The sequence below is a fragment of the Avibacterium gallinarum genome (assembly GCF_002921135.1).
In the GTDB taxonomy this organism is placed as follows: domain Bacteria; phylum Pseudomonadota; class Gammaproteobacteria; order Enterobacterales; family Pasteurellaceae; genus Avibacterium; species Avibacterium gallinarum.
Genome location: NZ_PQVJ01000006.1, coordinates 121,142 through 135,139 on the forward strand (window position 1 = coordinate 121,142; position 13,998 = coordinate 135,139).

General features: G+C 41.6%; 13 protein-coding genes and 1 pseudogene. 5 read left to right on the forward strand and 9 right to left on the reverse strand.

All coding sequences use genetic code 11. The features are described 5' to 3' along the window. Window positions 1–28: 28 nt before the first annotated feature. Window positions 29–196 (reverse strand): YoaH family protein, encoded by a 168-nt coding sequence (locus C3007_RS02200; RefSeq protein ID WP_103852880.1) that lies wholly within the window; start codon window positions 194–196, stop codon window positions 29–31. A gap of 78 nt (window positions 197–274) precedes the next feature. Here C3007_RS02200 and C3007_RS02205 point away from each other — a divergent pair, with 78 nt between their 5' ends. Continuing rightward, window positions 275–1,279 (forward strand): ornithine carbamoyltransferase, encoded by a 1,005-nt coding sequence (locus tag C3007_RS02205; RefSeq protein ID WP_103852881.1) that lies wholly within the window; start codon window positions 275–277, stop codon window positions 1,277–1,279. A 52-nt stretch (window positions 1,280–1,331) separates the two neighbouring features. Here C3007_RS02205 and folC read toward each other — a convergent pair whose 3' ends face one another. The 3 genes from folC to truA form a co-directional block, all read right to left on the reverse strand. Next, window positions 1,332–2,690, reverse strand: coding sequence for a bifunctional tetrahydrofolate synthase/dihydrofolate synthase (gene folC, locus C3007_RS02210; RefSeq protein ID WP_103852882.1), 1,359 nt, complete (start codon window positions 2,688–2,690; stop codon window positions 1,332–1,334). Continuing rightward, window positions 2,683–3,582: an acetyl-CoA carboxylase, carboxyltransferase subunit beta gene (accD, locus tag C3007_RS02215; RefSeq protein ID WP_103852883.1), complete on the reverse strand. Its 900-nt coding sequence runs from the start codon at window positions 3,580–3,582 to the stop codon at window positions 2,683–2,685. Before accD ends, folC begins: the two co-directional genes overlap by 8 nt. A 74-nt stretch (window positions 3,583–3,656) precedes the next feature. Beyond that, window positions 3,657–4,448, reverse strand: coding sequence for a tRNA pseudouridine(38-40) synthase TruA (truA, locus tag C3007_RS02220; protein ID WP_103852884.1), 792 nt, complete (start codon window positions 4,446–4,448; stop codon window positions 3,657–3,659). A 110-nt stretch (window positions 4,449–4,558) separates the two neighbouring features. On the opposite strand from truA, the gene C3007_RS02225 reads away from it, so the two are divergent. Continuing rightward, window positions 4,559–5,401 carry a patatin-like phospholipase family protein gene (locus tag C3007_RS02225; protein WP_103852885.1) on the forward strand — a complete coding sequence of 281 codons (843 nt, stop codon included), beginning with the start codon at window positions 4,559–4,561 and terminating at the stop codon, window positions 5,399–5,401. A 26-nt stretch (window positions 5,402–5,427) separates the two neighbouring features. Here C3007_RS02225 and smrB read toward each other — a convergent pair. From smrB to yfbV, 5 genes and pseudogenes are all read right to left on the reverse strand, one after another. Then, window positions 5,428–5,930: pseudogene (gene smrB, locus C3007_RS02230) on the reverse strand (endonuclease SmrB). A 101-nt stretch (window positions 5,931–6,031) separates the two neighbouring features. Further along, window positions 6,032–6,604, reverse strand: a complete 573-nt coding sequence (locus C3007_RS02235) for a UbiX family flavin prenyltransferase (RefSeq protein ID WP_370445390.1) — start codon at window positions 6,602–6,604, stop codon at window positions 6,032–6,034. A gap of 2 nt (window positions 6,605–6,606) precedes the next feature. Beyond that, window positions 6,607–8,118, reverse strand: a complete 1,512-nt coding sequence (gene purF, locus C3007_RS02240; RefSeq protein ID WP_103852887.1) for an amidophosphoribosyltransferase — start codon at window positions 8,116–8,118, stop codon at window positions 6,607–6,609. A gap of 12 nt (window positions 8,119–8,130) precedes the next feature. Next, on the reverse strand, window positions 8,131–8,631 hold the full coding sequence (locus C3007_RS02245) for a CvpA family protein (RefSeq protein ID WP_103852888.1): 501 nt from the start codon (window positions 8,629–8,631) through the stop codon (window positions 8,131–8,133). A gap of 164 nt (window positions 8,632–8,795) precedes the next feature. Continuing rightward, window positions 8,796–9,236: a terminus macrodomain insulation protein YfbV gene (gene yfbV, locus C3007_RS02250; protein ID WP_103852889.1), complete on the reverse strand. Its 441-nt coding sequence runs from the start codon at window positions 9,234–9,236 to the stop codon at window positions 8,796–8,798. A gap of 278 nt (window positions 9,237–9,514) precedes the next feature. Here yfbV and C3007_RS02255 point away from each other — a divergent pair, with 278 nt between their 5' ends. The 3 genes from C3007_RS02255 to C3007_RS02265 all read left to right on the forward strand — a co-directional run bounded on the left by C3007_RS02255 (window position 9,515) and on the right by C3007_RS02265 (window position 13,960). Beyond that, the gene (locus tag C3007_RS02255) at window positions 9,515–10,717 is read left to right on the forward strand and encodes an acetate kinase (protein WP_103852890.1); all 1,203 of its coding nucleotides are present in this window, start codon (window positions 9,515–9,517) and stop codon (window positions 10,715–10,717) included. Between the two features lie 65 nt (window positions 10,718–10,782). Continuing rightward, on the forward strand, window positions 10,783–12,921 hold the full coding sequence (pta, locus tag C3007_RS02260) for a phosphate acetyltransferase (protein ID WP_103852891.1): 2,139 nt from the start codon (window positions 10,783–10,785) through the stop codon (window positions 12,919–12,921). 370 nt (window positions 12,922–13,291) lie between these two features. Continuing rightward, window positions 13,292–13,960 (forward strand): hypothetical protein, encoded by a 669-nt coding sequence (locus C3007_RS02265; RefSeq protein ID WP_103852892.1) that lies wholly within the window; start codon window positions 13,292–13,294, stop codon window positions 13,958–13,960. Window positions 13,961–13,998: the final 38 nt, after the last annotated feature.

A 13,998-nucleotide genomic window follows, 5' to 3' on the forward strand; every position in this document is an offset into this window, starting at 1 on the left:
ATTTTTTATTTAGCTATGAAATTATTACTTAACGTGAATGATTTTCTGCATTTTGTTGATGTTGTTCGCGCAATGCTTTTGCTACCATCGCAATGGCTTCACCACTGCTTACGCCCTGCTCCATTAATGCTTGAATTTTTTCTACCGCTTCTTGCTGCTGTTCGTGGGTTAAACTTAATAATGCTTGATCTAACATATTTTTACCTTTATTCACCGAAAAGAAATCAGTAATATACCAACAAAATTTGCAAACACAACATAAGAGGAAACTATTATGCCTTTCAATTTAAAAAATCGTCATTTACTTAGTCTTGTGCACCACACCCCAGAAGAAATTAAGTTTTTGCTACAACTTGCCAAAGACTTAAAACGCGCCAAATATGCAGGCACAGAACAGCCTAAATTAAAAGGCAAAAACATCGCCTTAATTTTTGAAAAAACCTCCACCCGCACACGCTGCGCCTTTGAAGTGGCGGCTTATGATCAAGGGGCGAACGTTACCTACATTGATCCGAATTCTTCCCAAATTGGACATAAAGAAAGTATGAAAGACACCGCACGCGTACTCGGAAGAATGTATGATGCCATTGAATATCGTGGCTTTAAACAAGCGGTGGTGAATGAACTCGCCGAATATGCGGGTGTGCCAGTCTTTAACGGCTTAACTGATGAATTCCACCCAACCCAAATGCTGGCAGATGTGCTTACAATGATGGAACATTGCGACAAACCGTTGTCAGAAATTAGCTATGTGTATATTGGTGATGCACGCAATAATATGGGCAATTCATTATTATTAATCGGGGCAAAATTAGGAATGGACGTTCGCATTTGTGCGCCAAAAGCCTTACAGCCAGAAGCGGAATTAGTGGCAATGTGCCAAGAATTTGCGCAACAAACCGGGGCAAAAATCACCATTACAGAAGATGTGGATCTTGCCGTGAAAGGTGTTGATTTCGTGCATACAGACGTTTGGGTATCAATGGGCGAACCGCTTGAAAGCTGGGGCGAACGCATTGATTTGCTATTGCCTTATCAAGTAACCCCTGCGCTAATGCAACGCAGCGGCAATCCTAAAGTGAAGTTTATGCACTGCCTGCCTGCTTTCCATAATTGCGAAACCGAAGTCGGCAAAAAAATCGCTGAAAAATACCCGCACTTAGCAAACGGTATTGAAGTCACAGAAGACGTTTTTGAATCCCCAATGAACATCGCCTTTGACCAAGCAGAAAACCGTATGCACACGATTAAAGCGGTAATGGTAGCGTCTTTAGCATAATGACTTCATTGATATATAACTGCCACAAAAAATGCCCTTAATCGGGCATTTTTTATGCTAATAATTCCAACAACTGCCCTACGGTATAAAATGAACCAAAAACTAGCAGGACGTCATTTTCTTGCGAATTTTGCACCGCACTTTGTAGCGCTTGCTCCATTGAAGAAGATGAACTTGCTTTCAGCGTTTTGTTTTCTGATAACGCCACCGCTTGCAGTTCGGCTAACAATTCTTCACCACGTTGTCCACGATAGCCAGACAAGCTAATACAATGCCATTCATCAATCACATCAAGCAGTGGGGAAAGCACGCCTTGGGCATCTTTATCTTTCAAAATACCACAAACAGCCAGAATACGTTGCGTCGGTTTTTTAAGTGCGGTGAGTTTTTCCGCCAAATATTTTGCGGCGTGTGGATTATGCCCTACATCAATAATCACTTGTGGCAAGGCTTTTTCGTTACAATGTAACAGTTCACTTAAACGCTGTCGCTGTGCGCTATCCAAAGGTTGAAAACGCCCTGTAAGTTGGACATTTTGCAACGCTTCACGGATATGTTGTTCTGCAATGTTAAACGGCAAATAAGGCAACACCGCTAAAGCGGTGGCTGCATTCGCTAGGGGAATATGCGGAAAAGGCAGATTTTCTAACCGCACTTTTTTGCTTTCATTTTCGCCATTCTGACTGTGTTCACTTTGCCATTGCCAGTTTTGATCAGTTTGGCTGAATGTCCAATCTACCCCACGGCGGCTGAGCTGACAATGCAGCTTTTGCGCTTGTTCCAGCATTGTATTCGGCATATCAGGCTCACCAATAATGGCCGGTTTATTCGCTCGGAAAATCCCTGCTTTCTCAAAGGCAATTTGCTCACGGGTATCACCAAGAAAATCCGCGTGATCAATATCAATGCTGGTAATCACCGCAATATCGCTATCCACAATATTGGTGGCATCTAAGCGTCCGCCTAGCCCTACTTCCAAAATCACCACATCAAGCTTAGCCTGTTTAAACAAATACAACGCCGATAAAGTGCTGTATTCAAAATAGGTCAAAGATTGGGTTTTATTCTGCTCAATAAAGGCAAAAGAGGCACTATGTTGCGCATCGGGCAATTCTTGATTTTTAATGCGAACACGTTCGTTATAGCGAATTAAATGGGGCGAAGAATACACGCCCACCCGATAACCCGCATTGAGCAAGATCTGTTCCAACAAACGACAGGTTGTGCCTTTGCCATTTGTTCCACCAACGGTGATCACAAAAGGCGCAGGCTTGAGCAAATCAAGCTGTTCTGCCACCGATTTAATGCGCTCAAGACCTAAATCGATGGCTTTAAAATGGCTTTGTTCCAAATAAGAAAGCCACTGCGACAAAGGCGAAGTGGCTGTTAAAGAAGATTTAAGATTATTCATTCTCAGGGAGATTTTCTACTAATTCAGCTTGCACAAAAGGAGAAGGCTTATTAGAAAGTTTGCTTAACAAGCTCGCAAGGGTTTCACGCATATCACCACGTTTTACGATCATATCAATCGCCCCTTTTTCTAATAAGAACTCGCTGCGTTGGAAACCTTCTGGCAGTTTTTCGCGTACGGTTTGCTCAATCACGCGCGGGCCAGCAAAGCCAATTAAGGCTTTAGGTTCAGCAATATTAATATCGCCAAGCATAGCAAAACTTGCCGAAACCCCACCAAGGGTTGGATCCGTTAGCACAGAAATAAAGGGTACGCCTTTTTCACGCATTCTTGCCAAAACTGCACTGGTTTTTGCCATTTGCATTAACGAAATCAATGCTTCTTGCATACGTGCGCCACCACTGGCTGAAAAACAGACAAAAGGACAATTGTCTTCAATGGCTTTTTCCGCTGCTTTAACAAATTTTGCCCCAACCACAGCGCCCATTGAACCACCCATAAAACTAAAGTTAGACGCCGCAGCAACCACAGGCATACCATATAACGTACCTGCCATTGCGATTAACGCATCTTTTTCGCCTGTTTCTTTCTGTGCTGCGGTTAAACGATCTTTATATTTTTTTAAGTCTTTGAATTTTAAGATGTCTTTTGGCTCAAGATCTGCGGCAATTTCCACCGCACTTTCTTTATCTAATAAAGCTAATAAACGTGTACGCGCATCAATACGCATATGGTGTCCACATTTTGGACAAACTTCTAAATTACGCGTTAATTCATCACGATATAATACTTGTCCGCAAGAGGTACATTTTGTCCAAACCCCTTCTGGCACGTTGGCCTTGCGTGTGTTTGATGCCGTATTCTTACTAAAAATTCGATCAATCCAGCTCATTTTAACCCTTTCTTATTCATAAAAAATTCTGCTTATTACACCATAATTTGCACTAAGATTCTAGCTTTTAAACGCTATAACTGATCGGACAAATAAAGTGGCCCAAGTGCATTTTGCGGAATGGCAAATTGTTCAGGATAATGCACTTGCACTAAATAAAGCCCTTCTGGTTTGGCGGTGGGCGCAGCCAACTTGCGATCTTTTTGCGCAAGCAGCCAGCTTATCCACTCCACAGGCTGACGCCCTGCTCCCACTTCCATTAAGCTGCCTACAATATTTCGCACCATATGATGCACAAAGGCATTGGCTTGAATATCCACAATAATGTATTTTCCTTGTCTAATCACGTTCAAATGATGCACATTTCTCCAAGGCGTATTGGATTGACATTGTGCCGCACGGAAAGAAGAAAAATCATTTTCGCCCAACAATGCCTGCCCTGCTTGGTGCATTAATGCGTGATCTAATGGCTGATGATAATGGGTAACCCCTTCTGGCAAAATCGCCGAACGCAATTTATTGTTATAAATTACATAGCGGTAACGGCGTGCGGTAGCACTAAAACGCGCGTGAAAATCCTCATCAACCTGCTTTGCCCAAGACACCGCAATATCATCGGGCAAATTGGCGTTTACCCCAAAACTCCACGCACTTTCTGCACGAATGGCGCTGGTTTCAAAATGCACCACCTGCCCTGTTGCGTGTACGCCAGAATCCGTCCGCCCTGCGCAGAAAATTTGACAGTCTTCATTCGCCACAAAAGAAATGGCTTTTTCCAACCGCTCTTGCACGCTGGCAACACTCTCCTGCCGTTGCCAGCCAAAATAATGCTTGCCGTTATATTCAATGCCAAGCGCAATTTTCATTTTTCTATCCTAATTTCATCTAATGGGCTGGCATTATAAAGTAAATTTATTGCTTGATGAACCCTAACCAAGTGTTATCATACAGCCTTTGTATTTCAAAGGGTGTGATGATGAAAGTTGGATTAGTGTTAGAAGGTGGTGCGATGCGTGGAATGTTCACGGCTGGCGTGCTTGATGTATTTCTTAAAGAAAATGTGCATATTGACGGCATTGTGAGCGTGTCGGCTGGCGCGCTATTTGGTGTGAATTATCCTTCTAAACAAGCGGGGCGTGTTATTCGCTATAACCTAAAATACTTGAATGATAAGCGCTATCTTGGCTTTACTAGCCTATTTACCACAGGCAATATTGTTAATAAGGATTTCGCTTTTTATCAAGTGCCATTCACCCTTGATCCCTTTGATAACGAAGCGTTCAAACAAGCCGATACCGATTTCTACGCCACGCTCACCAATATTGAAACAGGGCAAGCGGAATATGTAAAAATCACCGACCCTTTTGCCCAGATGGAAACCTTACGCGCCACTTCCGCAATGCCTTTTGTTTCGCAATATGTTGAAATTAATGGTAAAAAATATTTAGATGGCGGAATTGCCGACAGTATTCCATTGGATTTTTGTCAACACTTAGGTTACGAAAAAATTATCGTCATTTTGACCCGCACTTTAGATTATCGCAAAAAACCGTCAGCAAAATGGCTGATTAATTGGTTCTACCGCAAATACCCACGCCTTGCCGAAAAGCTTATTCAACGTGCGGAAGACTATAATCAACAAATCGAGAAAATTATTAAGCTGGAACAGGAAGGGAAAATTTTCGTCATTCGTCCACCGCAAGATCTGCACATCAAACGCATTGAAAAAGATCCGCGAAAAATTCAGGCGATGTATGAATTAGGGCTGAATGAAGCAGAAAAACAAATGGATAGTCTTAAAGGCTATCTTAAAAAATAAAAAACAGCGTCCTTACAACAAGAACGCTACACATCAAGCAAAATTAAAATTGCTGCTTCCCCCCCCATTCTTTTGGTGCTTGATGTAAGGCTCGAACACGGGGGTGCTGCACAAGCCAACAAGGGATTTGGCGTTTCAACGTATAAGTTCCATAGCCTGTCATAATGCTTGCACAATAGATATGCTCTTTTTCACAAGCTTGAATTAGCGCCGCCAGCTCTAATTTCGCTTTCTCTCGGGTTAAACCGTGCAAATCCAAAAATAGCTCTGGAGAAAAATCACCACGGCGTAATTGCTTAAGCAGATAGGAATCCTCCCCCTCGCGTAAATATTTCACCGCCCCCTCTTCATTCAACAAAGGCTCATATTCGTCAGAAAAAAAGAACAAGGTATCTTCCCTTTCACGTTGCTCACGCTGCTCTTGTTTTTGTTTATTTTTTCTATAACCTGGCACAAATTCATTTTGCTTTAAAGGCGTAGCCCCTCGCACCGCATCACGAAACAATGCCATATCTTCATCGTTTAGCATATTTATTACTATAAACTTAGTTCCACAATACCTACAATTCTATCATAGAACTAGTTTCATTATTTCATTACGATAGAATCTCTTTACATTTGATTGAATTTCTACTCACCCCAGCGTTGGAATAAATCTTGTTCTAGCGCAATGCCAAATTGATCACAAAGGCGGTTGATGCTTTGGTTGATAATATCATCAATACTTTCAGGACGATGATAAAAGGCTGGCATTAAGGGCATTATGGTGGCGCCAATTTCTGCGGCTTGGGTCATCAAGCGTAAATGGCCTAAATGTAGCGGGGTTTCGCGTACGCAAAGAAAAAGCGGTTTGCGCTCTTTTAAACACACGTCTGCGGCACGAGTGATGAGATCATCGGTGTAACTGTGCGCAATGCCTGATAAGGTTTTGATTGAGCAAGGCAGAATCACCATTCCCAAAGTGCGGTAAGATCCCGAAGAAATTGCTGCGCCAATATCGCGCACATCATAGGTTTGATCCGCCAAGGCGCGCACTTGTTGAACGCTGTAATCCGTTTCTGCGCCCAAGGTTTGCTTGGCGGCGTTGCTGATAATTAAGTGGGTTTCAAGATCAGGGACGTTTTTCAATACTTCCAATAAACGTATCGCGTAAATCGCCCCTGAAGCGCCTGTGATGGCAATAATTAAACGTTGTTTGCTCATCATTAGCTCTCGTTGTGCATTTCAAGATTGGTCGCGTCTTTCTCACGCTTTTTCTTGGCACTATCATTGCGTAAATCGGCAATATGATCAAGATATTCGGGCGTAATGTCCCCTGTAACATATTTTCCAGTGAACACTGAGCAATCAAAATCTTTAATCGCAGGATTTTCTTGCTGAACAGATTGAGTAAGTGCATCAAGATCTTGGAAAATCAATTTATCCACACCTATGAGTTTGGCAATTTCGTCCACTTCTCGTCCATAAGCAATGAGTTCGTGTTTTGTTGGCATATCAATGCCGTACACATTTGGATAACGAATTTCTGGTGCCGCTGAGGCAAAATAGATTTTTTTCGCCCCCGCAGCACGTGCCATATCCACAATTTGCTCTGAGGTTGTACCGCGTACAATGGAATCGTCCACTAATAGCACATTTTTACCTTTAAACTCAGAAGAAATGGTATTCAGTTTACGGCGTACTGCACTCACACGCTGCGTTTGCCCCGGCATAATAAAAGTGCGCCCTACATAGCGATTTTTCACAAAGCCTTGGCGATAAGGCTTGTTCAAAATATGGGCGATTTGTAAGGCAATATCATTGGAGGTTTCAGGCACAGGGATTACCACATCAATGTCTAAATCTGACCATTCACGGGCAATTTTTTCGCCTAAATATTTCCCCATATGCACGCGTGCGGCATAGACAGAAACGCCATCAATATAGGAATCTGGACGGGCAAAATAAACATACTCAAAAATGCACGGCGTTAATTTTGGATTATCCGCGCATTGTTGTGCATAAAATTTGCCGTCAAAGGTGATATAAACCGCTTCGCCTGGTTGAATATCGCGTACAAATTCAAAGCCTACTACATCAAGTGCGGTGCTTTCTGACGCAAAAATATATTCTGTTTTACCATTTTCTTCTCGCTTTCCTAACACCAAAGGGCGGATACCATTAGGATCGCGAAACGCCACCATTCCGTGTCCGATAATCATTGCCACGCAGGCATAAGCGCCTCGAATATCATTGTGTGTTGCCTTAATGGCGTGGAAAATGTCTTCAGGCGAAAGATGTTGGGTATAAATATGATCCAGATGATAAGCAAGAATATTGAGCAAAATCTCTGAATCAGAATTGGTATTAACGTGGCGGCGAGCGCGTTCGTATAAGGTTTTTTTCAGCTGTTCAGAATTGGTTAAATTGCCGTTATGCACAAGGGTTAAGCCATAAGGCGAGTTCACATAAAAAGGCTGTGCTTCAGAAACGCTGGAGCTACCTGCTGTCGGGTAACGAACGTGTCCAATACCAGCATTACCTTGCAAACGTAGCATATGTACTTGCTGGAAAACATCGCTCACCAGCCCATTTGCCTTGCGTAAGCGGAAGCGATTTTCATCGTCAATGGTAACGATTCCCGCTGCATCTTGCCCGCGATGTTGCAACACCGTTAAAGCATTATAAATAGACTGATTCACTGGATTATGTCCAATTATGCCGACAATACCACACATTCGTGTTATCCCCTATTGAGTTAATGTTGAATTTAATAAACTGGAATTTTCCTGAATTTTTTGGAAGAACCATTCCACGATAAAACCAAAGTGCGGGATTAATTTTGATTCTTTCCACACTTCACTTTGGCTAAAGTTGGTAAAGGTATCTACGAAAAATAATAAGGCAGCGACAATTAGCACGCCACGCAATAAACCGAAACAGCCACCTAACACGCGATCAGTGCCTGATAAACCTGTTTTATCGACCAGTTGGCTGACTAAATAATTCACAATCGCGCCAATAATTAAGGTGGCAATAAATAAGATGGCAATGGCGGCGCCGTTACGAATATATCCTGATTCAATTTGAGTTAAAAAGTTGGCGACATAGGGATAAAAATGATTTGCCACCAAAAAGGCAACGACCCAGCTTGCAAGGGACATCACCTCACGCACGAAACCACGCAAAAGGCTGACAATAATGGAAAACGCAATAATTCCGATAATGATAAAATCTAAATAATTGTTCACGAAAATAATCTCTACAAAATATAGGATATTTATGACCGCCGTATTCTAACAAAAAACGAAAACGTTTGCGTAGCATTATTTGCAGTTTTTTATCCTAAGGGTTAAAAAGTGGCGTACTATATCACTCGCTCTTGGTAGGATCAACAAAGCACGCATTAAGAAAATTATAAGGATTGCCAAAAGTCTACGGGCAGTTTTTGCTCGGCTTTTTTTAATACTGATGCCAAATCTTGATAAGTGGGATTGTCTGGCACATTAACACCACTACCCGCTTTTTCCAATTGCTGACAAATTTGCGAAAATTGCACCGCACTTTGTGGTGGTAATGGAGTTTGCGCGCGTTTGCCAAGCCAATAAAGCCCTTGCAAAGGTAAACATAAGGAAAAAAGTGCGGTTAAAATGGTCGCGGCTAAGGCCACCATATCCCCTTTGGCATAAATTTGTTGCCACACTAACGCAAACACCGCCAGAAATGGCATCAGTTTTTGCGAAAACTGGGTGGCTTTGATAACGCGGTTTTCGGGAAAAATCATTCCTAATTTCGGGATTAACGGCCAAGTATTGAGATATTGTTGACCTTGTTGAAGTGCGGTGAAAAATTTCATTATTTTCCTTGTTTATACTGAGTTATGCTGATCGGTAATCAATTTGCCCATTATAGCTCATTCTTTTCCTTTCCTTCTTCTTTACTTCAATTTTATTTTTTATAAAAAATTTTAATTTTTAATCATTTTTTTGATAAATGTCGCATTTTTTCCACCTTGAGAATTTATTTTATTGAGTGAACAGTGTATCCTATACAGGATCTAACGACTTTTATATGTCGCTCCGTTTAGGCTATGTTAGACGGATTCCTTTTAACTTAATTAAAGATAGGTTACTTATGTCTCAAAAATTAGTTCTCGTACTTAACTGCGGTAGTTCATCACTTAAATTTTCTATTTTAGATCCTGTAACAGGTGAAGAAAAATTATCTGGTTTGGCAGAAGCATTTCATTTACCAGATGCGCGTATTAAGTGGAAATTACACGGCGAAAAAGGCAATGCAGAATTAGGTGCTGGTGCGGCACACAGTGAAGCCCTTGCATTTATTGTGAACAATATTTTCCCATTAGATCCATCATTAAAAGATGAGATTGTGGCAATTGGTCACCGTATTGTTCACGGTGGTGAGAAATTCACTTCTTCTGTAATCATCAATGATGAAGTTATTCAAGGGATTAAAGACGCGATCCAATTTGCGCCATTACACAACCCTGCGCACTTAATCGGTATTGAAGAAGCGTTCAAAATGTTCCCGCACTTAAAAGATAAAAACGTGGCGGTGTTTGATACAGCATTCCATACCACAATGCCTGAAGAAGCGTTCTTATACGCTATTCCTTATTCTTTATATAAAGATCACGGTGTTCGCCGCTACGGTGCGCACGGTACAAGCCATTTCTATGTAAGCCAACAAGCGGCTGAGCGTTTAAATGTGCCTGCGGATCAAGTGAATGTAATCACTTGTCACTTAGGTAACGGTGCATCAGTAGCTGCCGTTCGTCACGGTAAATGTATTGATACATCAATGGGCTTAACCCCATTAGAAGGCTTAGTAATGGGTACACGTTCTGGTGATTTAGATCCTGCAATCATTTTCTACCTACACGATAACCTAGGTATGAGCGTTGAAGAAATCAACACCCTATTAACCAAAAAATCAGGTTTATTAGGTTTAACCGAAGTAACCAGCGACTGTCGTTATGCAGAAGATAACTATGATGCAGAAGCCGCAGCAAAACGTGCATTAGATGTATTCTGCTACCGTTTAGCAAAATATATCGGTTCGTATATGGCGGTTATCGGTGAGCGTTTAGATGCTATCGTGTTCACTGGTGGTATTGGTGAAAACTCAGGACTTGTTCGTGAAAAAACCTTAGAGCATTTAAAACTCTTCGGCTATAAACTAGATAACGACAAAAACCTTGCAGCACGTTTCGGTAACGAAGGCGTGATCACCGCAGATAACACCCCTGTTGCAATGGTTATCCCAACAAACGAAGAATTAGTAATCGCACAAGATACTGCAAAACTTTGTAGCTAATTTTATAAACAGACTGCCGAATTATTCGGCAGTTTCTTTTTCATCATTTAACCTGAAGGTTTATTATGTCTCGCACAATTATTCTTATTCCTGTGAGTGCTGGCGTTGGTTTAACCAGTGTTAGCCTTGGTTTAATTCGTTCGCTTGAAGAAAAAGGCGCGAAAATTGGTTTTATGAAACCCATTTCACAACCAAATACTGGCGAAGATAAACTTGATCGCAGCACTTCTATCGTTCGTACTAGCACTTCTATTGAAACCGCTGAGCCATTTATGCTAAGCGTGGCGGAAAGCTTAATCGGACAAAATCAATCTGATGTTTTATTAGAGAAAATTGTTGAAAATCACCAACAATTAGCTAAAAACAATGAAATTATCATTGTTGAAGGTTTAATTCCAACGCGCAAACATAGCTATGCTAACAGCATTAACTATGAAATTGCCCAAGCGCTAGATGCAGAAATCATTTTGGTTGCTGCCCCTTCAACAGAAACACCAGCGCAGCTGAAAGAGCGTGTAGAAGCCGCTGCTTCACAATTTGGTGGTAAAAATAACAAAAACTTACTGGGTGTGGTTATCAACAAATTCAATGCACCGATTGATGAATCTGGCCGTACTCGCCCTGATTTAAGTGAGATTTTTGACGCTTATCAACATAGCCATAGCAACGTGGCTGAAGTGTATAAATTATTTGAAAAAAGTCCAATCAAAGTGCTTGCTTGTATTCCTTGGAATGCAGAACTTATCGCAACTCGCGTTATTGACTTAGTGAAACACTTAGGCGCAGCCATTATCAATGAGGGTGAAATCCAAACTCGCCGTATTCGTAGCATTACTTTCTGTGCAAGAAGCTTGCCAAATATGGTGGAACACTTCCGCAATGGTAGCTTGTTAGTGACTTCAGCAGATCGCCCTGATGTATTAGTTGCAGCTGCCCTTGCTGCAAGCAATGGCATTGAATTAGGTGGTTTACTTTTAACTGGCGGATACAAATTAGATAGCCAAATCAAAAAACTGTGCCAACCTGTTTTTGAAAGCACAGGATTGCCAATTTTCCGCATTGAAGGCAACACTTGGCAAACTGCTCTGGCATTACAAAGCTTCAACCTTGAAGTGCCAGTCGATGATAAAGAGCGTATTGAAAGCATTAAACAATACACTAGCCAGCAATTTGATGCGGACTTTGTTAATTCAATCGTGGCTGAATCTTCTCGCCAACGCCGTTTATCGCCACCTGCGTTCCGTTTCCAATTAACCGAATTAGCACGCCAAGCGAAAAAACGCATTGTGTTGCCTGAAGGGGACGAGCCGCGTACCATCAAAGCTGCTGCCCTTTGTGCAGAACGTGGTATTGCAGAATGTGTACTTTTAGCTAACCCTGCTGACGTTCAACGTGTGGCAGAAGCGCAAGGCGTACAATTAGGCAAAGGCATCACCATTATTGATCCAGCAAGCGTGCGTGAAAACTATGTGGCTCGTTTAGTCGAACTGCGTAAAAACAAAGGTATGACCGAAGCGCTTGCTCGTGAGCAACTAGAAGACACCGTGGTACTTGGCACAATGATGTTAGAAGCCAACGAAGTTGATGGCTTGGTTTCAGGTGCGGTTCACACCACGGCGAACACCATTCGTCCGCCAATGCAAATTATCAAAACAGCACCGGGTAACTCCATTGTTTCTTCTATCTTCTTTATGTTATTGCCAGATCAAGTGCTTGTTTATGGTGACTGCGCAGTAAACCCAGATCCAACAGCAGAACAGCTTGCAGAAATCGCAATTCAATCGGCAGATTCTGCGAAAGCCTTTGGTATCGATCCAAAAGTGGCAATGATTTCCTACTCTACGGGTACATCAGGTAGCGGTGCGGACGTTGAAAAAGTGAAAGAAGCAACGCGCCTTGCGCAAGAAAAACGCCCAGATCTTATCATTGACGGCCCATTACAATATGATGCGGCAATTATGGAAGATGTGGCACGTTCTAAAGCGCCAAATTCACCAGTTGCTGGTAAAGCCACTGTATTCGTGTTCCCAGATCTGAATACAGGTAACACCACTTATAAAGCGGTACAACGCTCTGCGGATCTCGTTTCTATTGGCCCTATGCTACAAGGTATGCGTAAGCCAGTGAACGACCTTTCTCGCGGTGCATTAGTCGATGATATTGTGTACACCATTGCATTAACAGCAATCCAAGCAACACAATAACAAAAACTCAGAAAAAAACCGACCGCACTTTAAATCTGCGCTTTTCCCTTAAAAATAGCGGTTAAGCGCAGATTTTTTTACATCAAAATTTTCTATGAAAAAATGCATAGTGATGACAAAATCACCGCATTAAGCTATAAAATTCACCACTTACAAAAGTTTCACTCTTTACATAAAATGACGATTCATTACTCAAAAAACATCTTTTCATTTAATTTCAATGAGTTAAATCTATCCACTTAAATTTTTTCAAAATTAATACGTAAAAAAATGTAAATAGTAGTTTATTTTTCCACATTTTTGTTACAGACTATGCACCGCAAACGTGGGGTTTGTATCTCATTATTGAATTATTTATTTAGGAGTAAAAATGAAAAAATCATTATTAGCCGCATTAGTATTAGGCGCAACCTTAACTGTAACTGGCTGTTTCGATAAAGAAAGCAAAGTTTCAGCACAAGTTGAAAATGCAAAATCAAGCGTTTCTGAAGCAAAAGACGCTGTAGCTCAAGCAGCATCAGATGTTAAAGATGCAGCAGTTGAAGCAGCAAAAGATGTGAAAGACACTGCAGTATCAAAAATTACTGAAGCTAAAGATGCAATCACTGAAAAAGCAAGCTCAATGGCTGACGCAGCAACACAAAAAGTGACTGAAATGAAAGATGCAGCGGCTGAGAAAGTAACTTCTATGGCTGATGCAGCGACTCAAAAAGCAGCTGAAATGAAAGACGCAGCAGTAGAAAAAGTAACTGGTGCTAAAGACGCAGTAGCAGAAAAAGCAGCAGATGTAAAAGACGCGGCAATGGATAAAGTTGCTGATGTTAAAGATGCTGCCGTAGAAGCAAAAGATGCTGCAGTAGAAAAAGCAAGCTCAGCGGTTGATTCAGCAGCACAAAAAGCCGCTGAAGTAAAAGACGCTGCAATGGACAAAGCCACAGCCGTTAAAGATGCAGCTGTAGAAGCAAAAGATGCAGCAGTTGAAAAAGTCACTGAAGCAAAAGACGCAGCAGTTGAAAAAGTTGAAAGTTTAACTAAATAATTTAGTCATCGAGTTATGATTAAAAAAGGCTAGAAATA

Coding starts and splice junctions, on each gene's coding strand:
- C3007_RS02200 (WP_103852880.1), bottom strand. CDS start 196: ATGTTAGATCAAGCATTATTAAGTTTAACCCACGAACAGCAGCAAGAA.
- C3007_RS02205 (WP_103852881.1), top strand. CDS start 275: ATGCCTTTCAATTTAAAAAATCGTCATTTACTTAGTCTTGTGCACCAC.
- folC (WP_103852882.1), bottom strand. CDS start 2,690: ATGAATAATCTTAAATCTTCTTTAACAGCCACTTCGCCTTTGTCGCAG.
- accD (WP_103852883.1), bottom strand. CDS start 3,582: ATGAGCTGGATTGATCGAATTTTTAGTAAGAATACGGCATCAAACACA.
- truA (WP_103852884.1), bottom strand. CDS start 4,448: ATGAAAATTGCGCTTGGCATTGAATATAACGGCAAGCATTATTTTGGC.
- C3007_RS02225 (WP_103852885.1), top strand. CDS start 4,559: ATGAAAGTTGGATTAGTGTTAGAAGGTGGTGCGATGCGTGGAATGTTC.
- C3007_RS02235 (WP_370445390.1), bottom strand. CDS start 6,604: ATGAGCAAACAACGTTTAATTATTGCCATCACAGGCGCTTCAGGGGCG.
- purF (WP_103852887.1), bottom strand. CDS start 8,118: ATGTGTGGTATTGTCGGCATAATTGGACATAATCCAGTGAATCAGTCT.
- yfbV (WP_103852889.1), bottom strand. CDS start 9,236: ATGAAATTTTTCACCGCACTTCAACAAGGTCAACAATATCTCAATACT.
- C3007_RS02255 (WP_103852890.1), top strand. CDS start 9,515: ATGTCTCAAAAATTAGTTCTCGTACTTAACTGCGGTAGTTCATCACTT.
- pta (WP_103852891.1), top strand. CDS start 10,783: ATGTCTCGCACAATTATTCTTATTCCTGTGAGTGCTGGCGTTGGTTTA.
- C3007_RS02265 (WP_103852892.1), top strand. CDS start 13,292: ATGAAAAAATCATTATTAGCCGCATTAGTATTAGGCGCAACCTTAACT.